General features: G+C 70.1%; 23 protein-coding genes. 15 read left to right on the top strand and 8 right to left on the bottom strand.

What is annotated here, in order from left to right:
- Window positions 1–12: 12 nt before the first annotated feature.
- Window positions 13–1,344 (bottom strand): MFS transporter, encoded by a 1,332-nt coding sequence (locus JW030_RS03925; protein WP_188044616.1) that lies wholly within the window; start codon window positions 1,342–1,344, stop codon window positions 13–15.
- Between the two features lie 122 nt (window positions 1,345–1,466).
- Here JW030_RS03925 and JW030_RS03920 point away from each other — a divergent pair, with 122 nt between their 5' ends.
- From JW030_RS03920 to JW030_RS03910, 3 genes are all read left to right on the top strand, one after another.
- Window positions 1,467–2,303 carry a DUF3097 domain-containing protein gene (locus JW030_RS03920; protein ID WP_188044737.1) on the top strand — a complete coding sequence of 279 codons (837 nt, stop codon included), beginning with the start codon at window positions 1,467–1,469 and terminating at the stop codon, window positions 2,301–2,303.
- Window positions 2,304–2,397: 94 nt separating this feature from the next.
- Window positions 2,398–3,258 (top strand): arginase family protein, encoded by an 861-nt coding sequence (locus JW030_RS03915; protein WP_188044617.1) that lies wholly within the window; start codon window positions 2,398–2,400, stop codon window positions 3,256–3,258.
- Between the two features lie 20 nt (window positions 3,259–3,278).
- Window positions 3,279–3,659, top strand: coding sequence for a Fe-S oxidoreductase (locus tag JW030_RS03910; RefSeq protein WP_188044618.1), 381 nt, complete (start codon window positions 3,279–3,281; stop codon window positions 3,657–3,659).
- On the opposite strand, the gene JW030_RS03905 is transcribed toward JW030_RS03910, so the two are convergent.
- Window positions 3,656–4,102, bottom strand: coding sequence for a hypothetical protein (locus JW030_RS03905; RefSeq protein WP_188044619.1), 447 nt, complete (start codon window positions 4,100–4,102; stop codon window positions 3,656–3,658). The genes JW030_RS03910 and JW030_RS03905 overlap by 4 nt on opposite strands.
- 81 nt (window positions 4,103–4,183) lie before the next feature.
- Here JW030_RS03905 and JW030_RS03900 point away from each other — a divergent pair, with 81 nt between their 5' ends.
- From JW030_RS03900 to JW030_RS03870, 7 genes are all read left to right on the top strand, one after another.
- Window positions 4,184–5,167, top strand: coding sequence for an alpha/beta hydrolase (locus JW030_RS03900; protein ID WP_188044620.1), 984 nt, complete (start codon window positions 4,184–4,186; stop codon window positions 5,165–5,167).
- A 173-nt stretch (window positions 5,168–5,340) separates the two neighbouring features.
- Window positions 5,341–6,891, top strand: a complete 1,551-nt coding sequence (locus JW030_RS03895; RefSeq protein WP_241095545.1) for an ABC transporter substrate-binding protein — start codon at window positions 5,341–5,343, stop codon at window positions 6,889–6,891.
- The gene (locus tag JW030_RS03890) at window positions 6,888–7,841 is read left to right on the top strand and encodes an ABC transporter permease (RefSeq protein WP_188044621.1); all 954 of its coding nucleotides are present in this window, start codon (window positions 6,888–6,890) and stop codon (window positions 7,839–7,841) included. Before JW030_RS03895 ends, JW030_RS03890 begins: the two co-directional genes overlap by 4 nt.
- Window positions 7,838–8,800, top strand: coding sequence for an ABC transporter permease (locus JW030_RS03885; RefSeq protein ID WP_241095544.1), 963 nt, complete (start codon window positions 7,838–7,840; stop codon window positions 8,798–8,800). The genes JW030_RS03890 and JW030_RS03885 overlap by 4 nt, the downstream gene beginning before the upstream one ends.
- On the top strand, window positions 8,797–9,603 hold the full coding sequence (locus JW030_RS03880; protein WP_188044622.1) for an ABC transporter ATP-binding protein: 807 nt from the start codon (window positions 8,797–8,799) through the stop codon (window positions 9,601–9,603). Before JW030_RS03885 ends, JW030_RS03880 begins: the two co-directional genes overlap by 4 nt.
- Window positions 9,600–10,445, top strand: a complete 846-nt coding sequence (locus tag JW030_RS03875) for an ATP-binding cassette domain-containing protein (protein ID WP_188044623.1) — start codon at window positions 9,600–9,602, stop codon at window positions 10,443–10,445. The genes JW030_RS03880 and JW030_RS03875 overlap by 4 nt, the downstream gene beginning before the upstream one ends.
- Window positions 10,446–10,505: 60 nt before the next feature.
- Window positions 10,506–11,240, top strand: coding sequence for a tyrosine-protein phosphatase (locus JW030_RS03870; protein ID WP_188044624.1), 735 nt, complete (start codon window positions 10,506–10,508; stop codon window positions 11,238–11,240).
- On the opposite strand, the gene JW030_RS03865 is transcribed toward JW030_RS03870, so the two are convergent.
- The 3 genes from JW030_RS03865 to JW030_RS03855 form a co-directional block, all read right to left on the bottom strand.
- Window positions 11,227–11,997 (bottom strand): DUF1684 domain-containing protein, encoded by a 771-nt coding sequence (locus JW030_RS03865; protein WP_188044625.1) that lies wholly within the window; start codon window positions 11,995–11,997, stop codon window positions 11,227–11,229. The two genes, JW030_RS03870 and JW030_RS03865, sit on opposite strands and share 14 nt — an antisense overlap.
- Window positions 11,998–12,061: 64 nt before the next feature.
- The gene (locus tag JW030_RS03860) at window positions 12,062–12,334 is read right to left on the bottom strand and encodes a zf-HC2 domain-containing protein (RefSeq protein WP_188044626.1); all 273 of its coding nucleotides are present in this window, start codon (window positions 12,332–12,334) and stop codon (window positions 12,062–12,064) included.
- Complete coding sequence (locus tag JW030_RS03855) at window positions 12,331–12,960, bottom strand: sigma-70 family RNA polymerase sigma factor (protein WP_188044627.1); 630 nt, start codon at window positions 12,958–12,960, stop codon at window positions 12,331–12,333. Before JW030_RS03855 ends, JW030_RS03860 begins: the two co-directional genes overlap by 4 nt.
- Window positions 12,961–13,088: 128 nt before the next feature.
- On the opposite strand from JW030_RS03855, the gene aroA reads away from it, so the two are divergent.
- The 3 genes from aroA to bcp are packed head-to-tail and all read left to right on the top strand — an operon-like array spanning window position 13,089 to window position 15,991.
- Entirely contained in the window at window positions 13,089–14,444 is a 1,356-nt protein-coding gene (gene aroA / locus JW030_RS03850) for a 3-phosphoshikimate 1-carboxyvinyltransferase (protein WP_188044628.1), read from the top strand.
- On the top strand, window positions 14,441–15,499 hold the full coding sequence (gene rsgA, locus JW030_RS03845) for a ribosome small subunit-dependent GTPase A (RefSeq protein ID WP_188044629.1): 1,059 nt from the start codon (window positions 14,441–14,443) through the stop codon (window positions 15,497–15,499). Before aroA ends, rsgA begins: the two co-directional genes overlap by 4 nt.
- 9 nt (window positions 15,500–15,508) lie before the next feature.
- Window positions 15,509–15,991 (top strand): thioredoxin-dependent thiol peroxidase, encoded by a 483-nt coding sequence (gene bcp, locus JW030_RS03840; protein WP_188044630.1) that lies wholly within the window; start codon window positions 15,509–15,511, stop codon window positions 15,989–15,991.
- Window positions 15,992–16,009: 18 nt separating this feature from the next.
- Here the strand turns inward: bcp and JW030_RS03835 are convergent, their stop codons facing one another.
- On the bottom strand, window positions 16,010–16,441 hold the full coding sequence (locus JW030_RS03835; RefSeq protein ID WP_188044631.1) for a hypothetical protein: 432 nt from the start codon (window positions 16,439–16,441) through the stop codon (window positions 16,010–16,012).
- A 203-nt stretch (window positions 16,442–16,644) separates the two neighbouring features.
- On the opposite strand from JW030_RS03835, the gene JW030_RS03830 reads away from it, so the two are divergent.
- Window positions 16,645–16,893, top strand: coding sequence for a WhiB family transcriptional regulator (locus JW030_RS03830; protein WP_188044632.1), 249 nt, complete (start codon window positions 16,645–16,647; stop codon window positions 16,891–16,893).
- Window positions 16,894–17,036: 143 nt separating this feature from the next.
- On the opposite strand, the gene argG is transcribed toward JW030_RS03830, so the two are convergent.
- Both argG and JW030_RS03820 read right to left on the bottom strand, forming a co-directional pair.
- Window positions 17,037–18,458, bottom strand: coding sequence for an argininosuccinate synthase (gene argG / locus JW030_RS03825; RefSeq protein WP_188044633.1), 1,422 nt, complete (start codon window positions 18,456–18,458; stop codon window positions 17,037–17,039).
- 58 nt (window positions 18,459–18,516) lie between these two features.
- Window positions 18,517–19,368 carry an aldo/keto reductase gene (locus tag JW030_RS03820; protein ID WP_188044634.1) on the bottom strand — a complete coding sequence of 284 codons (852 nt, stop codon included), beginning with the start codon at window positions 19,366–19,368 and terminating at the stop codon, window positions 18,517–18,519.
- An 86-nt stretch (window positions 19,369–19,454) separates the two neighbouring features.
- Between JW030_RS03820 and hrpA the strand changes: the two genes are divergently transcribed.
- The gene (gene hrpA / locus JW030_RS03815; protein ID WP_188044635.1) at window positions 19,455–23,297 is read left to right on the top strand and encodes an ATP-dependent RNA helicase HrpA; all 3,843 of its coding nucleotides are present in this window, start codon (window positions 19,455–19,457) and stop codon (window positions 23,295–23,297) included.
- Window positions 23,298–23,306 lie beyond the last annotated feature (9 nt).

Below are 23,306 nucleotides of genomic sequence, written 5' to 3'. Positions count from 1 at the left end.
CGCGCCGGGCGGCTAGGGCTGCGGGTGCCGGGCGTCGTAGGCGAGGAAGCTGCGATACGAGCGGGCGAGCACCAGCATGAGTGCGACGATCGCGAGCCCGCCGATCAGCGGCGGCGCCCACAGCGCGACCGCAGTGGCGAGCAGTCCGGCGTAGAGATCGCCGACCCGGGGGCCGCCCGCAACCACGACGAAGAAGATTCCCTGAAGGCGTCCGCGCATGTCGTCCGGGGCGGCGGCCTGCAGGATGGTGCTGCGGAACACGGCGCTCACCTCGTCCGCGGCGCCGGCCGACGCGAGCGCGAGGCAGGCGAGCGCGAGCGGGAGAATGCCGACCGCATCCCCGTCGCCCAGGTGGCCGAACAGCATTGCGCTGCCCAGCACCGCCCCAAACCCGGCGATCGCAACGCCGTACGCTGCGATCGCTTGGGTGACTGCTCGACCCTGCCGTCGCACCCCGCCGAGCCGTCCTGAGAACACGCCGCACAGGAGCGAGCCGATCGCATAAGACGCGGTGAGCAGACCGACGGTGACCGCGCCTCCGCCCAGCACGAGGGTGCCCGCCGCGGGGAACACGACCCGCGGCTGGCCGAGCGTCATGGCGACGATGTCGAACAGAAACGTGGCCCGAATATTGGGGGCAGCTCGGAGGAAGTTCCAGCCCTCGACGAGCGAGCCGAGCCCTGGCCGTGCGGCGTTCCCCTCGGGCTCGATGGCCGGCAGCGACGCAATCCCGAGGAACGCGGCGGAGAACAGCAATACGTCGATCAGGTACGTCCAGGCGAAGCCGACCCCCGCCACGGACAGTCCGGCAATGGCGGGGCCCAGCGTGACCGCGAAGCCGTGCCCGATACCGCTGAGGGCCGCAGCGGCCGGCAGCAGTTGGAGCGGCAGGATGCGGGGCAGGATGGCGGATCGGGTCGCCCCCAGGATTGTCGCGGCAGACGCGTTCACTGCGGCGAGCGCGTAGTACGGCCAGGTCACCTGCACGTCGAGGAAGGCGATCACCGTCATCGTGCCGACCGACCCCCAGGCCGCGATCGCGGTGAAGAGCGCGAGCTTGCGGCGGTCGAACACGTCGGCGAGCATGCCGCCGTACAGGCCAGCGACGATCATCGGGCCGATCGCCCAGAGCGCGACCAGCGCTACGGCGAGCGTCGACTGAGTGAGGTGATAGATGTGTAGACCGACGGTGACGACGGTCACCTGCGCGCCGATGCCGGCGATCGACGATCCCGCCCAGAGCCGAGCGAACGCGGGGCTCGTGCGCAGGGGCGTGAGGTCTGCGAAGAAGCCGCGACGCGATCGATTGGCTGCGTCGTCGGCGGCGCCGGGTTCCCCACTCATTCGCCCCAGTCTGCCGCAAACTCCGCGCGTTCGCCCCACGGGCAGGATCCTGCCGCTCGACACCCGCCCGCGCCGCGTGCCGGGCGAGACCTCGCGGTGCCCGGGGCTAGCCTGGATGGGTGATGGATGATCGCTACGGAAACGATGTGCTGGCGGGCTTCAAGACGCGACGCGGGCCGACGGAGCGCACCCCCGTGGTGCTCGCACGCGGACTCGTGATCGAGCACACCGAGTCCGAGTTCTGCGGCGCGGTCGTCGCGGCCCGGCAGGGCTTTGTCGACCTCGAGGACTACCGCGGCAAGGTGCGCACGTTCGCGCTGACCGACGGGTTCCTCATCGACGGCAAGTCGGTGGCGCTGCAGATGCCGAAGGCCGCCCCCGCCGCGCGCAAGCGCACGGCATCGGGGTCGTTCGCGGTCGCGCAGGAGCGCGCGAAGGTCGCGATGCCGAGCCGCATTTTCGTGGAGGGCAAGCACGACGCCGAGCTCATCGAGCAGGTCTGGGGTGACGACCTCCGCGTCGAGGGCGTCGTCGTCGAAATGCTGCAGGGCGTCGACCACCTGACCGACGTGCTGCGCGAGTTCGGCCCGGGGCCAAATCGCCGCGCCGGCGTCTTGGTGGACCACCTCGTCGCGGGCAGCAAGGAGACCCGGCTCACCACCGCGGCGATCGCCCCGTACCGCGGCACCGTGCACGTCGTCGGCCACCCCTACGTGGACATCTGGCAAGCGGTGAAGCCCGAGCGGGTCGGGCTCGTCCAGTGGCCCGTGATCCCCCGCGACATCGAGTGGAAGAAGGGCATCTGCCTCGCGCTCGGGTGGCCGGCGGACGAGCAGGCCGACATCGCGCAGGCGTGGCAGCGCATCCGGGGTCGGGTGCGCAGCTTCCGCGACCTCGAGCCGAGCCTGGTCGGCCGGGTCGAGGAACTCATCGACTTCGTGACGCTGCCGCCGCAGTAGCGGACTCTCCGCCGCCGAACAGCTTCTGCGGCGTACGATGAGACCAGAGGGCGCCGCAGACGCTACGCCCATTGAGTGTTCTCGGAAGTGATGAATGCCTGGACCGGTTTTCCTCCTGATGCCGCAGTGGCAGGGATCTTCGTCGTCGCGGGCCATGCGCATCGTCGACGGCGCGAACGCCCTCCGCGGCGACCTGCCCGCCTCCGCCCTGCACGAGGTGGCCGTGCCGCTCGAGGCGGGTGACTCGCTCGGCACCCCGGCGCTTCGCCTGAGCAGCCTGCTGCAAGCCCGCGCCTCGGCGAGTGAGGTACTGCGCTCGCTCGTCTCGCCCGCGATCACGCTCGGCGGCGACAGCGCGTCCTCCCTCCCCGGCCTCGAGCACGCGATGGCGCGCCACGGCGCCGAGCGCGTCGCCGTGCTGTGGTGCGACGCCCACGCCGACTTCCAGCACCCCAGCACCTCGCCGTCGGGGGCGGTCTCGCCGATGGCGCTGCGCACCGCGATGGGCGACGGGGTGAGCGAGCTGCACTTTGCCGCTCCGCTGCCCGCCTCGCTCGTGGCGCTGCTCGGCACGCGCCAGGTCGACGAGGACGAGCAGCACGAGCTCGACGTCCGTGGCATCTCGCCCGTCGACCACGTCGAGCCCGAACTGCCGAGCCGCTTGGGCGAGCGGCTGCGCTCCATGGGCGCCACTCACCTGTACGTGCACATCGGCCTCGACGTGCTCGACCCGTCCGAAATCACCGGCGTGCACTCCCCCGTGCCGTTCGGGCTCACGCTCGCACAGCTCACCGCCGCGATCAGCGAGGCTGTCAGCGTGCTGCCACTCGCGGGCGCCGCGATCTGCGAGTTCGCCCCGGCAAGCGAGGAAGAGGCCGCCGACGACATTCCGACCGTGCTGCGCCTTCTCAGCGCGCTCACCTCGGGCACCGCGAAGCACGGCCGCGCCGCGTGACGCACGAAGAACCGCGCCGCGTGGCCGAATCACGCCCGCTCCCCGGCGCCATCCTGGGCTACTGGTACGCGACCCTCGTCGGCGTCGTGTGGGGTTCGCTCCTGAGTACCGGCAGGATCGAACGACACGGGAGGCTCTTCGTCTTCCGTGGCCTCCCGAAGTGGGCGTTCGGCCGCGGGGGCAACTGCGTCGGCGCGTGCTACCTCACCGACCAGAACGTCACCCCGGACGTGCTCGAGCACGAAGAGGTGCATCGCCAGCAGTGGCGGCGGTACGGGATGGCCATGCCGATCCTGTACTGGTTTGCCGGCCGCGACCCGCTGAAGAACCGCTTCGAGATTGAGGCCGGGCTCGAAAAGGGTGGGTACGTGCGGCGAGGTGTGCCGGTCACGAAGCGCTAAGCGCGCGCGGCGCCAAACCCCGCGCCGGTACGCAGCGCCGTTCCCGGCAGGCCGTGGCCCTCACAGAGCAGGTGGCCCAGCTCGTCGATGAATGCCGCGTCCGACCCGGCGACCCAGGCGACGACGCGTGGCTCGGACGGGTCGTCGCGCTCGCTATCGCAGAGCATCTCGCTTGCCCAGGCGTGCACCGTCTGGAGTGCGGCCGCAGCCGCGCCCTGCTCGGCGCGGCGCACCCGGACCGTCACACTCATGCGCGAGGGCAGCGCGAGCGGGGCGATCTGCTCCCCCGGCTCGGCGACCACAATGACCCGGCCGTGCGCACAGATCGGCAGCATCGCGAGGGTCAGGCGAAGATCATCGAGGTCGGCGCTTTTCGCGACCACCAGGTACGACGGAATCGCTCTGGTGCGCACGCGGCGCAAACGTCGAACTGATGCAGTCATATCCGCTTCAGTATAGGTGAGGCTGCCCTTACCTCGCCACTGGGAGTTCCCTGGGGCACCGAGCCCGCATAGGCTGCACGCATGAGTTTCGATGTCGCAGACGATTCCACGAACGAGTTCCGCTTCCTCGCGAGCGATGCCGCGGGTGTCGGCCTCTCTGGCCCCCTGCCTGAGGTGCGCCGCGTGAGCGTCCCGTTGCCGGACGGCCGCCAGCTCAGCGCGCTGCGGTACGGCGACGAGCACGAGGCGCCCGAGTTCGTCCTGCTGCACGGGATGGGACTCAACGCGCACTCCTTCGACCCGACGGCGCTCGCGCTCGGCCGCCCGGCGCTCGCGATCGACCTCGCGGGTCACGGCCGCTCGGACTGGCGAACGGACGCGAACTACCGCCCCGATCTGCTCGCCCAGGACATCGTCGTGGCACTCGACGCGCTGGCGCCTGGCCCCGTCGCGCTCGTCGGGCACTCGCTCGGCGCCCTCACCTCGATCGTCGTCGCGGCGCTTCGCCCCGACGCGGTCAGGATCCTCGTCATCGTGGACCTCACCCCCGGCGTGACGCCGGCGTCAGACGCGGCCGGCATCACCGAGTTCATCGCCGGGCAGCGCGCCTTCAACACGATCGACGAGATTGTCGACCGCGCGGTCCAGTTCGGCATCGGCTCGGACCGCACGGCGCTCACGCGCGGGGTCGCCCTGAACACCCGGCTGCGCGCGGATGGCAAGCTCGAGTGGACGCACCACTTTGCGCACCTGCTCCAGGATCCCAACAACCCGGCGGAGGTCGAGGCCGCCGCGAATGCCGCCCGGGAGGCTGGCAGCACTCCCGCCGACCCCACCCAGCCCTACGCGGGCCTCTGGGCGCCGCTCGAAGAGTTCGCGGCCCCCGTCTCCCTCATTCGCGGCACCACGGGCATGGTCTCGGACGCGATGCTCGCCGAGTGGCGCAGGCGCCTCCCCCGGGCGGCAGATTTCGACCTCGACACGGGGCACAACGTCCACGAGCAGGATCCTGTCGGGCTCGCTCGCCTGCTCACCGGAATCGCACAGCAAGTCACGGACCGGTAACACCGGGGTCACAGTGTGACAACGAGTGTCGGCCCCGCTGGCGCAGCGCCGCGCGCCGGGCGTACGCTATCGAATCCGACGTCCGCGCAACGCTGCGCTCCGTCCGCCAGTTCAATTGACCTGTGCGCGGCCGTCCTCTGAACGGTCGACGCGCGCCACCCAAGGAGCACACCGTGACCGATCCCCTCGCCGGCGTCGACCAGACGCCCGAGCCGCAGTCGTCGCAGACGGCCTACCGCAAGCGCACCAAGTCGAAGCGCCCGCTGATCATTGGCGCCGCCATCGTGGTCGTCGCGGCCGTCGCCGTCGCGATCGGCTTTGCCGTGAGCCGCCCGGCCGGGACCACGGGGGCTGACGCGAAGTCAGAGCTCACGGTCGGCCTGCTGCTCGAGCCGACGAACCTGAACGTCCGCGAGACCGCGGGCGTCGCGCTCGACCAGGTCCTCGTCGACAACGTCTACCAGGGCCTCGTCGGCCTCAAGTCGGGCACGCTCGACGTCGAGCCGGTGCTCGCCGACGCCGTCGAGAAGAGTGACGACGGGCTCACCTACACCTTCACGCTGCGCGACGACGTCACGTTCCACTCGGGTGCAAAGCTCACCGCGGACGACGTGGTCGCCTCGCTGAGCTCCACGCTCGGCGATACCGCCGTCGTGTCCGCCCCGGACGCCGCGACCGTCACCGTCGTGCTGCCCGAGCCGGACAGCCAGCTGCTCTGGCGCCTCGCGGGCCGCGAGGGCCTCATCCTTGAAGCCGCCGCCACCAACGACCTGAACAACACCGCCAATGGCACGGGCCCGTACACGCTCGAGCGCTGGAAGCAGGGCGACAGCATCACCCTCGCGAAGAACGCGACGTACTGGGGCGAGCCCGCGACCCTCGACCGCGCGATCTTCCGCTACATCCCGGACGGCAAGGCCGCGGTCAACGCCGCGCTCGAGGGCGAGCTGGACGTGCAGACCGCCGTGCTCTCGGACCTGCTCCCCGAGTACGACGGCAACGAGGACTTCACCCTCGTGCGCGCCGCGAGCACCGACGTGTTCACCCTCGCCTACAACAGCGCGCGCGAGCCGCTGAGCGACCCGCGCGTGCGTGCGGCGCTGAGCATGGCGATCGACTCGGACGCCGTGATCGAGCTGCTGAACGGTGACGGCCTGCCCCTCGGCGGCCCCATCACCGAGATCGAGCCCGGCTACGAAGACCTCACCGCCGTGAATGCGTACGACCCCGAGGCCGCGCGTGCGCTGCTCGCCGAGGCCGGGCAGCAGAACCTGAGCCTCACGCTCACCGTGCCGAACTTCTACGGCACGACCGTGCTGGACCTCCTCGTCACCCAGTTCGCCGACGTGGGCGTCAGCCTCAAGGTGAACAGCGTCGAGTTCCCGACCTGGCTCCAGGATGTGTACACGAACCACGACTTCGATCTCAGCTACGTCGACCACGCCGAACCGCGGGACTTCGCCAACTACGCGAACCCCGAGTACTACTTCGGCTACCAGAACCCCGAGGTCACGCGCCTGATGCAGGAGTCGATCAACTCGCTCGACCCGAAGGCCGCGGACGAGCTCATCGCCGAGGCCGCGCGCATCGTCGCGGACGACGCCCCGGCCAAGTGGGTCTACAACTACACCCCCTCCAACGCGGTCGGCACGCACGTTCTCGGCTTCCCCGAGAGCAACACCAACTCGCGAATCAACCTCGAAGGCGTCACAATCAAGAAGTGACCCGTTTCCTCGTAGTCCGCGCGCTGACGCTGGTGCTCGGCTGGACCCTGGCGAGCCTGATCATCTTCGTCACGCTTCGCCTGCTTCCGGGCGACGTGGCGCAGGTGATCGCGGGCACGCAGGCAACACCCGAGCGCATCGCTGAGCTGCGCGCACAGCTGGGGCTCGACCATCCGTTGCCCCTGCAGTACCTCGACTGGATCGGCGGGGTACTGCAGGGCGACATTGGCACCTCGATCGTGACGGGCACCCCCATCGGCGGCGAGCTGCTCGAGAAGGCGCAGGTCACCATCCCGCTCACGATCGGCTCGCTGGTCTTCGCGCTGCTGTTGGCCTTCCCGTTCGGCGTGCTCGCCGCGCTGCGCCACGGGCGCGTCACCGGCCGTCTCATCTCGGCGCTCAGCGTCGTCGCCGCGGCGGTACCCGTCGTCTGGGCGGGCCTGCTCGGCATCGTGTTGTTCTCCACCTGGCTCGGCTGGCTACCCGCGCAGGGCTTCCCGCGCGACGGCTGGGACGATCCCGCTCAGGCGCTGCGCTCGCTCGTGCTGCCGATCCTGACCATCGGACTGATCGAGGGCGCGATCCTGTTCCGCTTCGTGCGCAGCGCGACCCTCGACGCGCTCGGGGCCGAGCACGTGCGCACCGCCCGGGCACAGGGCCTCACCCGGGTGCGCGCGCTTATCTCGCACGGCCTGCCGGGCGTCGGCCTCTCCATCGTGTCGATGCTGGGCATCCAGGTCGCCGGCCTGCTCGTGGGCGCCGTCGTCGTCGAGCAGCTGTTCAGCCTGCCCGGCCTCGGGCGCATGCTCGTCTCGGACGTCGGCAATCGCGACCTCGTCAAGGTGCAGAGCACACTCCTCGTGCTCACCGGCGTCGTGCTCGCCATCGGGGCCCTGGTCGACGTCGTGCACCGCGCAATTGACCCCCGGCTCAGAAACGCGACCTCGTGAGCGCGCCGCACTTCGAGGGCGCGCGCGCCGCCGCCCCCGCAGGATCCGCGGGGACCCGCCTCGATCCCAGCCGCGCAGGCGGCCTCGGGCCGTTCCGCCGCGTGCTCGCCCAGCCGGGCGGCGCGGCCGCCGTCGTGATCCTGTCGCTCGTGGTGCTCGCCGCCCTCGTCTCGCTCGTCTGGCTGCCGCACGACCCGAACCACGCCGACGCCTACCGGCTGTGGCAGGGACCGTCGTGGGAGCACCCGCTCGGCACCGACGGCAGCGGCCGCGACATCGCCTCGCGCCTGTTGGCCGGCAGCCGCATCACGGTGCTCGTCGCGCTCGGCACCGGCGTGCTCGCGGGGCTGCTCGGCCTCGTGCTCGCCGCCCTCGGCGGGCTGACCCCCAAGGCCGTGCGCGAGCCCGTCGCCGTGCTCATCGACGTACTCGTCGCCTTCCCCACCCTGCTGCTCGCGATGATGCTCGCCGCGGTCTACGGCGCCGGCATCCCCGTCGTCATCGCCGCTGTGGGCGTGGGCTACGGCGTCGCGATCGGCCGCGTCGTGCGCGCCGAGTTCCAGCAGGTCGCCGGCGCCGAGTTCGTGCTCGCCGCCCGCGCCGCCGGTCTCTCGCGGGCCGCGATCTTCCGCCGCCACCTGCTGCCGAATGTGTTCCCCGTGCTCGCGGTGCAGCTGTCGCTCTCGGTCGGCCTCGCGGTGCTCGCCGAGGCCGGGCTCAGCTACCTCGGCTTCGGCGCCCCGCCGTCGGTGCCGTCGTGGGGCCGCATGCTCGCCGAGACCCAGCGTTACATCGGCGTGCACCCTGAGGCGGTGCTCTGGCCGGGCCTCGCGATCACCCTCGTGGTGCTCGCCTGCTACCTGCTCGGCGACGCCCTGCGCGACGCCCTCGACCCGTCGCTGCTGCGCCGCGCGCGCGGCCAGGCCGGCAAGATCGCTGCGCGAAAGGCGGCCGCATGAGCGACACTGGGCTCTCCCTCACCGTCACCAACCTGTCGGTGGCCATCGGCGGCCAGCCGCTGCTGCACGAGATCAGCTTCACGCTGCCCGCGGGCGGCCGCCTCGGGCTCATCGGCGGATCTGGGTCAGGCAAGACGCTCACCGCGCTCGCCATCGCCGGGCTGCTGCCCGAGGAGGCCGAGGTCGGCGGGTCGATCCGGCTGGGCGAGGTCGAACTCGTCGGTATGAGCGAGCGCGACCTCGCTGGTGTACGCGGCGACCTGATCGGCATGGTGTTCCAGGAGCCGCGCACCGCGCTCAACCCGATGCGCCGGCTCGGCCGGCAGATGACCGAGGCCCTGGCCCAGCACTACGAGCTCGGCCGTGCTGAACGCGCCGACGCCGCGCGCTCGCTCGCCGCCCGCGTCGGGCTTGACGACCCCGAGCGCATCATCCGGGCCTACCCGCACGAGGTGTCTGGCGGCCAGCGCCAGCGCGCGGCGATCGCCGCCGCCATCTCGGCCAGGCCCGGGCTCCTCCTCGCCGACGAGCCGACCACCGCGCTCGACGTCACCGTGCAGCGCGGCATCCTCGCCCTGCTGCGCGAGCTCTCGGCCGGCGAGGGGCGCACGCTGCTCTTCATCTCGCACGACCTGGCCGTCATCGCCGAAGCGACCGACCACGTCCTCGTGATGCACGAGGGGCGCATCGTCGAGCGCGGCGCAGTCACCGCTATCTTGGCGGCCCCCGAGCACCCGGTGACGCGCGCGCTGATTGCCGCGGCGGACCCGACGTACGTCATCACCCCGGAGGACCGCGCATGACCGCCCCCGCACCAGCGCCGACACCCGCACCGGACCTTGCACCGGCGGGATCGATCCTGTTGTCGGGGCGCGACCTCGTGCAGACCTATCAGGCCCGCGGCGGAGCGCTCTTTCGGCGGGCGCCCCGCGTGCGCGCCCTCGATGGCGTGAGCGTCGAGATTCCGCGCGGCGCGGGCGTCGCGATCGTCGGCGAGTCCGGCTCGGGCAAGTCGACGCTCCTGCGCCTGCTGCTCGGGCTCGAGCGTCCCGAGTCCGGCACGGTCGCCTTCGACGGGCGCGAGGTGGTGGCGAAACGCTCCGATCGTCTGCTCTGGCTGCGCAGCAGGACGGGCATCGTCTTCCAGGATCCGTACGCGTCACTGAACCCCCGGCGCACGATCGGCCAGACGGTCGCCGAGCCGCTCGAGGCCATCGGTGCCCCGGGCGACCACGCGGCGCTCGTGCGCGCGATGCTCGCCCGGCTCGATCTCCCCGAAGACACGGCCGAGCGCTACCCCGCGGAGTTCTCGGGGGGCCAGCGGCAGCGCATCGCGCTTGCCCGCGCGCTCGTGCACGGCCCCGACCTACTCGTCGGAGATGAGCCCGTCAGCGCCCTCGACGTTCTGGTACGCCGCCGCATTCTCGAGCTCCTGGCCGAGCTGCGCGCCGAGCTGGGCCTCACCCTCCTCACGGTGACACACGACCTCGGGATCGTGCCCGACCTCGCCGAGCACATCATCGTGATGCACCGCGGGGTTGTCATTGAATCGGGGCCCGTCGAGCAGATCCTGGGCGCGCCTCGAGAGCCCTACACGCGCGCGCTCGTTGCGGCGATCCCGCGCCTGCCCGGGCGCACTCCCTGACCAATACCTACTGTTTCACGGTTTCTGCAAATCCCCGGGATTCCCTGCCAAGATGGGGGCATGACCACTCGTGAACGCCTCATCCCGATCGACGGCACCGCCAACTTCCGCGACCTCGGCGGCTACCGCGCCGACGGCGGATGGACCAACTGGGGCGCACTGTTTCGTTCGGACGGCCTGCACCGGGTGAGCGAAGCGGGTCAGTCAGCCCTCGTCGACCTGGGCGTGAAGCGCGTCATCGATCTGCGGGACGCGGCGGAGCTCGAGATGTCTCCCGATGCCGAGATCCTCGGCGCAGAGGCGATCCACCACCCGATCTTCGCGAGCGCGCGCGAGCACGTCGCGGCAGAGCTCGGGATCATGGAGCTCACCGAGGTAATCTACCTCTCACACGGCGACACCCTCACGGCAGCGGTGCGGCTGCTCGCCGACGATGTTTCCGGCGCGACGCTCTTCCATTGCACCGCCGGAAAGGACCGCACGGGCGCGGTTGCGGCCCTCACGCTGACCGCCGTGGGCGTCGATCGCGACGACGTGCTTGCGGACTACGAGGTGACCGCGGCGAACCTCGCCGGCCCCTGGCTCGACGCACATCTCGAACTGCTGCGGTCCTTCGGGGTGACGCTGACTCCGAAGATTCTGGAACTCGTCGGCGACAGCCCCGCCCCCGCGTTGGAGCGCGCACTCGACCAGGTGGAGTCGCGCTTCGGATCGGTGCGGGACTATCTGTTCGAGCACGGCCTCACCGAGGCGGAACTCGCGCGTCTGCACGCGCGGCTCGTCAGCGCCGAATAGGCCCTGCCCGCAGCACCCGTCGCTCGCCCGCGGTGATCGCGGTCTCGAGGCGATTGCTGGCCGCCGGCATGGGGCACAAGTAGTGGTCGCTGAACGAGCACGGCGGCAGGTAGGCGCCCGAGAAGTCGAGCGTGATGACGCCGTCTACTGCGGGGCCGATGCCGAGGAAGCGGAAGCGGTGCCCGCCGTCCCGGGCAATACCGTCCGCGAACACCAGCGAGAAGCCGTCGTCGTCCCGAGACACCACGAGGTTCGCTCGCTCGCCACCCGGCAGCTCAATCTCGACCGTGCCATCGAGCGACGCCGAACGCGAGGTCCCGTCGACGCTCTGCACGGTGCGCGTCGCGCCGTCCTCCGAGGGCACAAAGCGCCCCGTAACGACCCACGAGCCCGGTGCGGCGTCGAAGCGCTCGATATCGGTCAGAGTGGCGCGGCTGGCGACCTCTGGGTCGAGCACGCGCAGGGCGATCACCCCGTCGCGCTGGTGCGCTTTCAGTACATGCCCGCCCGCCTCGGCCGTCTCGCCGGGGGCAAGCACCCACTCGGGCGCCCCGCCGTCGGACAACGTACCCACCGCGCAGCTACCCTCGGCGCGCCAGAGCCCCGGCGCGCCGTCGACGGGGCGGGCCTCGTCATCCAGCCACTGCGTGATGCGCAGCGAGGCGAGTCCGAACGGACCCGCGACCTGCGCCCAGCGCTCGGGTGTGACCTCTGTCGTCAGGGTGGCGCCGGGCGATGGGCTGGATGCGTGCGTCATTGGCGTCTCCGGGTGTGTCCGCCGCGGGCATGCGGCGGAGTCTTGCGTGGTGGTAGTGGGTCGCCTACTCGGCCCCGTGCGCCTGACTGAGGCGGGCGAGGATGACGGCGCGGAGGTCGGCCGGCGCGGGCTCGGTGCAAGCGCGCCGCACGGCCTCGGTGAGCAGCTTCGAGACGCGCTCTTCGTCCCGGCAATCGGGGCAGTGCGCGATGTGCTCGCGCACCTCGGTGAAGTCCGCGCTGCAGAGCTCGTTGCGCACGAACTCCTCAAGATTCTCTTGGGCCTTGGCGCAACCGCAATCGCCGGTCTGCGCGTCGGCGCGGATCTCTCCGGTCATCGCGCCGCTCCTTCCGTGTTCTGTGGTGCGGCATTCTGTGGTGAAGCAACGGCGAACCCCTGCTCCTGCGCGTAGCCAGCGAGCAGCTGCCGCAGCTGCTTGCGCCCGCGGTGCAGGCGGCTCATGACCGTGCCCGTCGGGGTCTTCATCATGTCCGCAATTTCCTGGTACGAGAACCCCTCGACGTCGGCCAGCACGACCGCCATGCGGAACTCCTCCGAGAGCTGGCCGAGGGCCTCGGTGATGACGGCGGACGGGGTGCGATCGATCGCCTCAGCCTCGGCCGAGCGCGATGACGTCGCCGTCGTGGATTCCGCCCCGCCGAGCTGCCAGTCCTCGAGCTCTTCTACGACTCCGAGGTATGGCTCGCGCTGGCGCTTGCGGTACCCGTTGATGTAGCTGTTCGTCATGATTCGGTACAGCCAGGCTTTGAGGTTCGTGCCCTCGGCAAACGAGGCGAACGCCGAGAACGCCTTGAGGAATGTCTCTTGGACGAGGTCTTGCGCGTCACTGGGGTTGCGCGTCATCTTCATGGCAGCCCCGTACAGCTGATCCAGGTAGGGAAGCGCGTCCCTCGTAAATCGAGCCTCGAGTGCTGCCGCAGACTCCTGCGTGGTCTCGCTCATGAAGCCCGATCCTACGCGCTCCGCGACCAAGCTCGGCATCAGGCTCCTCTGAATGAACGGCGAAGAAGTGGGCGGATGCGCACTCACGACGGCCAGAGCACACCTCGGGCCGGTATGGTGAATAACTGATGCTGACTGCAAAATATTCCCGAGGTGACGAAGATCCCGGCCGCCCGAGTGAGGGCGGCGACGGCGAGGTGCCCGCATGGGCCGCCCCCGTCGCGACGAGCGCACTGAGCGCGGTCGTGCCGCTGCCCGGCTCGAAGTCGCTGACGAACCGCGAACTCATCCTTGCGGCGTTGGCCGACGGCCCCGGGGTCTTGCGCGCGCCGCTCCACTCGCGCGACTCTGAGCTCATGATCGAGGCCCTGCGCGCCCTCGGCACCCAGATCGACGCGCTGCCGGATCCCGGTCCCTTCGGCCCGGACCTCCGGATCACGCCGGCGGACGAGCTGATCGGCTCGACCACCATCAGCTGCGGCCTGGCCGGGACCGTCATGCGGTTCGTACCGGCCGTCGCGGCGCTCGCGCTCGGCCCCACCGCCTTTGACGGCGACCCCTACGCGAGAAGGCGCCCCATGCGCGCGGTGCTGGACGCGCTGCGCGTGCTCGGCGCGGACATCGCCGACGAGGGCCGCGGCGCCCTCCCCTTCACCGTGCACGGGACGGGCGGGCTGCGCGGCGGGCGCGTCGAGCTCGACGCCTCGCTGTCGAGCCAGTTCGTCTCGGGCCTCTTGCTCTCGGCCCCGCGCTTCGCCGAGGGCGTGCACGTCGTGCACCGCGGCGAGCGGCTGCCGAGCGTGCCGCACATCGAGATGACCATCGCGACGCTCGTCGCGAGGGGCGTCACCGCGTACTCCCCCGCCGAGGGCGAATGGGTCGTCGAGCCCGGGCCGATCGCCGCGCGCGAGATCGAGATCGAGCCCGACCTCTCGAACGCCGCCCCCTTCCTCGCCGCCGCGCTGGTCGCCGGCGGCAGCGTGACCGTGCCCGGCTGGCCCGGCTCGACCACGCAGGTCGGCGACCAGCTGCGCAGGATCCTGCCCGAGTTCGGGGCGACCGTGACCCTCGAGGGCGACCGCCTGACGGTCTCGGGCGACGGCACGATTCGCGCCGTGCGCCTCGACGTTCCCGAGGCCGGCGAGCTCGCGCCGACCCTCGTGGGCCTCGCAGCCCTCGCAGACGGGCCGAGCGAGATCACCGGCATCGGCCATATCCGTCACCACGAGACCGACCGGATCGCGGCCCTCGTCGCCGAGATCCGGCGCCTGGGCGGCCAAGCCGAAGAACTGCCGGACGGCATCGCCGTCACCCCCGTCCCCCTCACGGGCGCGCGCTGGGAGAGCTACGCCGACCACCGCATGGCGACGACGGGCGCCCTCATCGGCCTGCGCGTGCCGGGCGTCACGATCGACGACATCGGCACGACCGCCAAAACGCTGCCGGAGTTCACGCAGCTCTGGGACGGGATGCTCCCCCGATGAGCTGGCTCGACGGCGGCTCCTTTGACGACGCGGAAGAGCTCGAGGACAAGTACGAGCAGTACGACGAGCAGCACATCCGCGCGCGCCCGAACCCCAAGGCGAACCGGCCCCGCACGAAGATCCGCCCCGACCGCGCGAACGCCGAGATCGGCATGATCACGGGGGTCGACCGCGGCCGCTACACCGTGCTCATGCACCAGAACGGCGAGGGCGGCGAGCCGGAGCGCGAGATCGTGTGCGCCCGCGCCCGCGAGCTCGCGAAGACCTCGATCGTCACGGGCGACCGCGTGCGGATCGTGGGCGACACGACCGGGCGTGAGGGCACGCTCGGGCGCATCGTCGAGATTGTCGAGCGCACAACCTTGCTGCGCCGCAGCGCCGACGACACCGACCGCGTCGAGCGCGTCATCGTCGCGAACGCCGACCAGATGCTCATCGTGGTCGCCGCGGCGAACCCCGAGCCGCGCGTGCGCCTCGTCGACCGCTACCTGGTTGCGGCCTACGACGCCGGCCTCCAGCCGATCCTGTGCATCACGAAGACGGACTTACAGGATCCGACCCCCTTCCTCGACCAGTTCGCGGCGCTCGACGTGCCCGCGTTCCTCTCGGCGCCCGGCAACGAGCCGCTTGAGGAGATCACGCAGGCCCTGCTCGGCCACACCACCGTGTTCGTCGGGCACTCGGGCGTCGGAAAGTCAACCCTCATCAACGCCCTCGTGCCGAGCGCCGAGCGCGCCACCGGCCACGTCAACGCGGTGACCGGCCGCGGCCGGCACACGTCGTCCTCGACCGTCGCACTGCGCCTGCAGCAGGGAATGCGCACGGGCTGGGTCGTCGACACCCCCGGCGTGCGCTCCTTCGGGCTCGGCCACGTAACGAGCGACGGGATCCTGCGCGGGTTCAAGGATCTTGCCGAACTCATCGAGGACTGCCCGCGCGGGTGCACCCATCTCGAGGGCGCGCCCGACTGCGAGCTCGACGCGGCGGTGCGCGACGAGCGGCTTGACGCCGCCGGTGCCGCCCGGGTGGAATCGCTGCGCCGCTTGCTCGGCTAGCCTGGAGCCATGACGGAACGCACGATACTTGCCGCTGGTGACCAGGCCCCGGAGTTCGCCCTCCCCGACCAGGACGGCGTGGTTCACAACCTTTCCGGCCTCCGCGGCGAGAAGGTCATCCTCTTCTTCTACCCCGAGGCGATGACCCCGGGCTGCAGCATCGAGGCGTGCGACTTCCAGGAGTCGACCGGCGCGCTCACCGCCGCCGGGTATCGCGTGTTCGGCATCTCACGCGACGAGGTCGAAAAGCAGCGCCGCTTCGCCGATCGGGACGGCCTTGAGTACCCGCTGCTCAGCGACCCCGACCTCGCCGTGCACCACGCGTATGGCGCGTTTGGCGAGAAGAACAGCTACGGCAAGTTCGTGCAGGGCGTCATCCGCTCGACGTTCATCATCGACGAGAACGGCATCATCACGAACGCGCTCTACAACGTGAAGGCGACGGGCCACGTGGGCCGCATCCGCAAGCTCGTGGGGCTTGGCGCGGCGTAGCCGCTCGCTCGAACCGGCTTAGAACTCCGGCTGCTCCGCGACACGGTCCGCCGGGCGGGCGAGCACCGATCCCAGGATCCCGGCCGCGGCCAGCACGATGAGCCCCCACCCGATCGCGCTCGCGCTCGGCACGCCCGCGCCGAGCATGCCCTGCAGGATCCCGCTTGCCGCGGCGATCAGCAACAACTGCAGCGTGAGGTTTGAGCCGCGCGCCCAGCCTCGCCCGCGCAGCGCGCCAACGAGCGTCGCGAACACCCAGACGACCGAAGCGAGCGCGACAATGAGCACGCTCATGCGGTCAGCGAACGGGTCGTCGGTGGCGGCGAGAAAACCCGAAACGGCGATCCAGGCGAGCGCGATCGCGAGAACCGATTGCACCCCCAGGACGATGCACAGCAACCTCCAGGCGCCCTTCGCGCGCGTATGAATGCGGGGTGAATCGTCAGCCACGGCTCCCTTTCGAAAAGATTACGTGAAAACTATTGCTTTGCCTCTGCGTCCATGAAACTATATATCCCGTCGAGTTTCGCGCACACCGTCGTGGGCATTCTCAGCCTCATTCAGGCGGTGCGGGAACCAGACATCGAAGATTTCTTCGGCGCGTTCCCTCACACCGCACTCAACGGTTGTATTGCACGAAGGAGCACATCAAGATGGATTGGCGCGAGCAGGCTGCTTGTCTCACAGTAGACCCCGAGCTGTTTTTCCCGGTCGGGAACACCGGCCCCGCGGTCGAGCAGATCGAGCGAGCCAAGTCGGTATGTGCACGTTGCACCGTCACCGAGCTGTGCCTGCAGTACGCAATGGACACCGGGCAGGACTCGGGCGTCTGGGGCGGCCTCAGCGAGGACGAGCGCCGCGCGCTCAAGCGCCGCGCAGCACGCGCACGTCGCGCGTCCTAACCAGCTTCACAACGGGATCCACGACGGCCCGCGCGAACACTACAGAAAGGCCCCGCACCAATCGGTGCGGGGCCTTTCTTGTGCCTGCGGCGCGAACGCCCAGGCCGAGGGGGCGCTGCCAGTGGCAGCACCCCCTCTCGCAACTAGTCCGTGCCGGCGTCGAACGCGGCCGAGAGGCCGAGCGTATCGGCGTCCTCGCTGATGCCCGAGACGGCGTTCGCGATCTCTTCTGCCCCGCCGGCCTCGAGCTCGCCCACGAGGGCAGCGATCGGGCCGCCCACGAGGCCAAGCGCCGCGTACTGCTCGAGGCGCTGACGCGAATCAGCGATGTCGAGGTTGCGCATGGTCAGCTGGCCGATGCGATCCTGCGGGCCGAACGCGGCGCCCACGGTGCGCTCCATCGAGAGCTTCTCGGGGTGGTAGCTGAGGTTCGGTCCCGTGGTGTTCAGGATCGTGTAGTCGTCGCCGCGGCGCAGGCGCAGCGTGACCTCGCCCGTGACGACCGAGCCGACCCAGCGCTGCAGCGCCTCGCGCATCATGAGCGCCTCGGGGTCGAGCCAGCGGCCCTCGTACATCAGGCGGCCGAGCTTGCGGCCGTCGTTGTGGTAGCTCGCGAGCGTGTTCTCGTTGTGAATCGCGTTGACGAGGCGCTCGTAGGTGATGTGCAGCAGCGCCATGCCCGGGGCCTCGTAGATGCCGCGCGACTTCGCCTCGATGATGCGGTTCTCGATCTGGTCGGAGATGCCGAGGCCGTGGCGGCCGCCGATCTCGTTCGCCTTGTAGACGAGCGCCACCGGGTCATCGAAGACTTCGCCGTTGATCGCGACGGGGCGGCCAGCCTCGAAGCGCACCGACACCTCCTCGGTCAGCACCTCGACGTCCTCGCGCCACGCGGCGACCCCCATGATGGGCTCGACGATGTCGAGGCCGTTGCTCAAGAATTCCAGGTGCTTCGCCTCGTGGCTCGCGCCCCAGATGTTGGCGTCGGTCGAGTACGCCTTCTCCGTCGAGTCGCGGTAGGGGTAGCCGCGCGCCACGAGCCACTCGCTCATTTCCTGGCGGCCGCCGAGCTCTTCGACGAAGTCCTCGTCAAGCCAGGGCTTGTAGATGCGCAGGCTCGGGTTGGCCATGAGGCCGTAGCGGTAGAACCGCTCGATGTCGTTGCCCTTGTACGTCGAGCCGTCGCCCCAGATGTCGACGCCGTCTTCCTTCATCGCGCGCACCAGCAGCGTGCCGGTGACGGCGCGGCCGATGGGCGTCGTGTTGAAGTACGTCTTGCCGCCCGAGCGCACGTTGAATGCGCCGGTCTGGAGGGCGACGAAGCCCTCCTCTACGAGCGCGTGCTTCGCGTCGATATGACGGGCGAGCTCGGCACCGTACTCCATGGCGCGGGCCGCGACGCCGTCGAGATCAGGCTCGTCGTACTGGCCCAGATCAGCGGTGTACGTGCAGGGAATCGCGCCCTTTTCACGCATCCAGGCAACGGCACACGAGGTGTCGAGACCACCAGAGAAAGCGATGCCGACGCGCTCGCCAACAGGAAGAGAAGAGAGGACCTTGGACATGGTCATCATTCTAAGCGGCGCGCCTCCTCCACCGTGAATCGGGCGCCTCAGCGCACGACTAGCGGACGTTGAAGCTGCGCGGGTCGGGGCCGTAGTTGTGGCCCGACTCGAGCGCCGTGATGGCGGCGTGCTCCTCCGGGCGCAGCGCGAAATCGAAGAGGCCAGCGTTCTCGATCATGCGCTCGCGGCGGCTCGTCTTCGGGAACACGATCGTGCCGTTCTCGATGTGCCAGCGCAACACCACCTGTGCGGGGGTCTTCCCGTGCGCCGCGGCAGCCCCGGTGATCACGGGCAGGCCGAGCAGGTCGCTCTTGCCCTGGGCGAGCGGGCCCCACGCCTCGATCGCGATGCCGTTCTCGCGGCAGTAGGCCACGAGCTCGCGGCGCTGGTGCTCGGGGTGCAGCTCGATCTGGTTCGCCGCGGGAACCTCGTCGGTAGCCTCGATGATGCGTTCGAGGTGTTCGATTTCGTGGTTCGAGACGCCAATCGCGCGCGACAACCCCGCGTCGCGCACCTCGATCATCTGCTCCCAGGCCTGCACGAACGTGTCCTGCTCAGGCACGGGCCAGTGCACGAGATAGAGGTCGACCCGTTCGAGGCCGAGCTTTTCGAGGCTCTCCTCCGCGGCGGCGCGCACGTCGCCCTGGCGGTTGTTCCACAGCTTCGTCGTAATGTACAGCTCGTCGCGCGGGATCCCACTCTTCGCGATGGCGGCGCCGACCTCGGCCTCATTGCCGTAGATCGCGGCCGTGTCGATGTGCCGGTAGCCGACCTCAAGCGCCTCGCTCACGTTGCGTTCAGTCTCGCCCGGGTCGACGAGAAACACGCCAAGTCCGAGCTGCGGGATCGGCGGGCCCTCGGTGAGATCGATCGTGGGGATGTTGAGCGCGGACGAGTTGAGCGCAGACATACGAGTCCTTTCGAGGGTGGCAGCGGTGACGGAAAGTCTACGCCCGCGCGAACACACGCAGCCCGAGCCGCGATAATGGACGAGCCATGACAGAAACGACCCCCTCCGTGCCCGCACTGCACATCAACTTCCCGCCCGAGCTGCCCGTCAGCCAGATGCGCGAAGAACTCGCGGCGGCGATCGAGGCGCACCAGGTGGTCATCGTCGCGGGCGAGACCGGTTCAGGCAAGACCACGCAGCTTCCCAAGATCGCGCTCACGCTCGGTCGCACCAAGATCGCGCACACACAGCCCCGCAGGATCGCGGCCCGCACGATCGCCGAGCGCATCTCGGAGGAGCTGGGCGAGGAGCTCGGCGGGATCGTCGGCTACCAGGTGCGCTTCACCGATCGCGTCTCGGAGCGCACCCAGATCAAGCTCATGACCGACGGGATCCTGCTCAATGAGATCCACCGCGATCGGGATCTGAAGAAGTACGACACGATCATCATCGACGAGGCGCACGAGCGCAGCCTCAACATCGACTTCCTGCTGGGGTACCTGCAGCGCCTCCTCCCCCGCCGCCCCGATCTCAAGGTCATCATCACCTCGGCGACGATCGACCCGCAGTCGTTCTCGAAGCACTTCGGCGACGCCCCGGTAGTCGAGGTGTCGGGCCGCACCTTCCCGGTCGAAATTCGCTACCGGCCGCTGGTGACCGAGGTTTCGGTTCCGGATCCGAAAAACGGGCCGCCGAAGGTCCGCCGCGAAGAGCGCGACCTGTTCGACGCGATTGGCGACGCCGTCGACGAGCTCGCGCGCGAGGACTCGGGCGACGTGCTGGTGTTCCTCTCGGGCGAGGCCGAGATTCGCGACGCGGCGGACGCGCTGAACGGCCGGCTCCGCGCCAGCGGGCGCGAAGGCCGCACCGAGATCCTGCCGCTGTATGGCCGGCTCACCTCAGCCGAACAGCACCGGGTCTTCGAGCGGAGTGGGCCGGGCATGCGCCGCATCGTGCTCGCGACGAACGTCGCCGAGACCAGCCTGACTGTCCCGGGCATTCGCTACGTCGTCGACGCGGGCACCGCGCGCATCTCCCGCTACAGCGTGCGCAGCAAGGTGCAGCGCCTCCCGATCGAGGCCATCTCGCAGGCCAGCGCGAACCAGCGCTCGGGCCGATCCGGTCGCACGAGCCCCGGCATCGCGATCCGCCTGTACTCGGAGGAGGACTTCCTCTCGCGCCCGGAGTTCACGGAACCCGAGGTGCTGCGCACGGGCCTCGCGTCGGTCATCCTGCAGATGCTCGCGCTGGGGCTCGGCGATATCGCCGCCTTCCCGTTCCTCACGCCACCCGACAAGCGCGGCATCGCCGACGGGTTGGGCCTCTTGGGCGAGCTCGGCGCGGTGAATGAGGGCAAGATCACCCGGATCGGCCGCGACCTCTCGCGCCTGCCGATCGAGCCGCGCTTCGCCCGCATGGTGCTCGAGTCGAAGCGGCGCGGTGTCACCCGCGACGTCCTCGCCATCGTCGCGGGCCTCACCATTCAGGACGTGCGCGAACGCCCCCAGGCCGAACGCGGCCGGGCCGACGAGGCGCACTCGCGCTTCAACGACCCCCAGGGCGACCTGATGACCCTGCTGAACCTCTGGAACTACCTGCAGGAACAGCAGGAGCAGAAGTCTTCGAGCGCGTTCCGTCGCATGTGCAAGGCCGAGTACCTGAACTTCCTGCGCGTGCGGGAGTGGATGGATCTGAACCGCCAGCTCACCCGCATGGCGAAGTCACTGAAGCTCGAGATCGGCGAGCCCTCGACCGACTCCGAGGCGATCCATCGGTCGATGCTCGCGGGCCTGCTCTCGCAGCTCGGCGTGCGCGACGAGCGGCAGGAACGCCGGAGCGCGCCGGGCAAGCGCAAGCCGAACCAGGAGTATCTCGGCTCTCGCGGCACCAGGTTCGTGCTGTACCCGGGCTCGGTGCTCGCGAAGCAGCCGCCCGAGTGCGTCATGAGCGTCGAGCTCGTCGAAACGAGCCGCCTCTTCGCGCGCGGCAACGCCGCAATCGACCCCGCCTGGGCAGAGGAGCTCGCGGGCCCCCTCGCGAAGCGCCAGGTCAGCGAGCCGCGCTGGGAGCGGAAGCAGGGCGCCGCGGTCGCGACCGAGCGCGTCACGCTCTTCGGGGTGCCGATCGTGCGGGATCGCCGCATCCAGTACGCCCGGATCGACCCCGAGCACGCCCGCGAGCTCTTTATCCAGCACGCCCTCGTCGAGGGCGAGTGGGACTCACCCCAAGCTTTTGATCGCCAGAACCGCCAGCTGCGCAAGGAACTCGAGCAGCTTGAAGAGCGCACCCGTCGCCGCGACATCGTGTCCGACGACGAGACGATCTTCGCGTTCTACGACGCGCGCATCCCCGCCGAGGTCGTGTCGACGCGCTCGTTCGAGGGGTGGTGGCGGCGCACCCGCGAGGCGCAGCCGAAGCTGCTCACCATGCAACGCTCGGACCTCATTGAGGCGGAAGAAGAGGTCGACGAGTCGGCGTTCCCCCGCAAATGGACCCACGGCGACCAGACGTTGCAGCTCAAGTACCGCTTTGACCCGACCGCCGGCGACGACGGCGTGACCGTCTCGGTACCACTTCCCCTGCTCCCCCGCCTCGACCCTGGCGACTTCGGCAAGCTCGTGCCCGGGCTTCGCGAAGAGCTCGTGACGGCGCTCATCAAGCTGCTGCCGAAGGCGATCCGGCGCAACGTGGTGCCCGCCGCTGACTGGGCGAAGAAGCTGCTGGTCGCCATCGAGCCGGCGCTCGACGACCCGAACACAACGACGCCGATCACCGAGCTGCTCGCGGCCGAGATCAAGCGGCGCACGAGCGTGCTCGTGACCGCCGCCGACTTCGACATCGCGCGGCTGCCCGCCCACCTGACCCCGACGTTCCGCGTCGTGGACGAGCGCGGGCGCACGCTCGGCACGGGCAAGGACCTCGGCGAGCTGCAGGCCGCGAACAAGGACCGGGCGCGCACGGGCGTCGCCAAGGTCGCCGGCGCGAAGGCCCCCGTCGCGAGCGAGCTCAACCGGAAGGGCGTCACCGCCTGGGACTTCGGTGATTTGCCGCGACACCTCGACGCGAAGCACGGCGGCGGCGTCGTGCGGGCATACCCGGCAATCCTCGACCGACGCACTGCGGTCGACATCGTCCTCGTGACCGACGCGAGCGAGCAGGCCCGGGTGTCGCGGCGCGGCATCCGCCGCCTGCTGCAGCTCAGCTCCCCCTCCCCCGCGAGCTACGTGCGCGATCACCTCTCGAACGAGGAGAAGCTGCTGCTGGGCGCAGGCCCCTACCGCACGCTCGACGCCGCCATCGCGGACGCGTCCCTGGCGGTGGCCGACCGCGTCATCCGGCGCGTGGCCCCGGACGGCCTCGTCTGGTCGGCGGCGGCGTTCGAGGCACTGGCCAACGACTACGCGCGCGCCCTGATCAACGACCTGTTCACGACGATCTCGCTCACCGCGAAGGTACTGAACTCGGCCAGGCTTGCGCGCAAGGCCATCGGCGACGCGAAGTCGCTCGCGGTGCTCAGCCAGGTCGCGGACGCCGCGCACCAGGTCGACGGCCTCGTCTACCAGGCCAAGGGCGACGCCGGTTTCGTCTCCCAGACCGGGCTCGATCATCTCGAAAGGCTCCCCTTCTACCTCGACGCGGTCGCGATCCGGATGCGCGGACTCAGCGCCCAGCCGGGCCGCGACCGGGCCTGGCAAAACGAGATCGACCGGGTGACCGCGCTGTTCACCGCCGCGGGCGGCACGATCCCCCTCGGCCCGGATCCGGCTCCCCATCTCGAGCGCGCACGCTGGCTCATCGAGGAGTTCCGCATCAGCCTCTTTGCCCAGCCCATGCGCACCGCGGAGCCGGTGTCGGCGCAGCGTATTCAGAAGGTGTTGCGCGGCGAATAGTCGCCGTGC

The organism is Leucobacter sp. CX169, assembly GCF_017161405.1.
Taxonomy (GTDB): domain Bacteria; phylum Actinomycetota; class Actinomycetes; order Actinomycetales; family Microbacteriaceae; genus Cx-87.
This window is presented reverse-complemented; position numbering and strand designations above follow the sequence as displayed.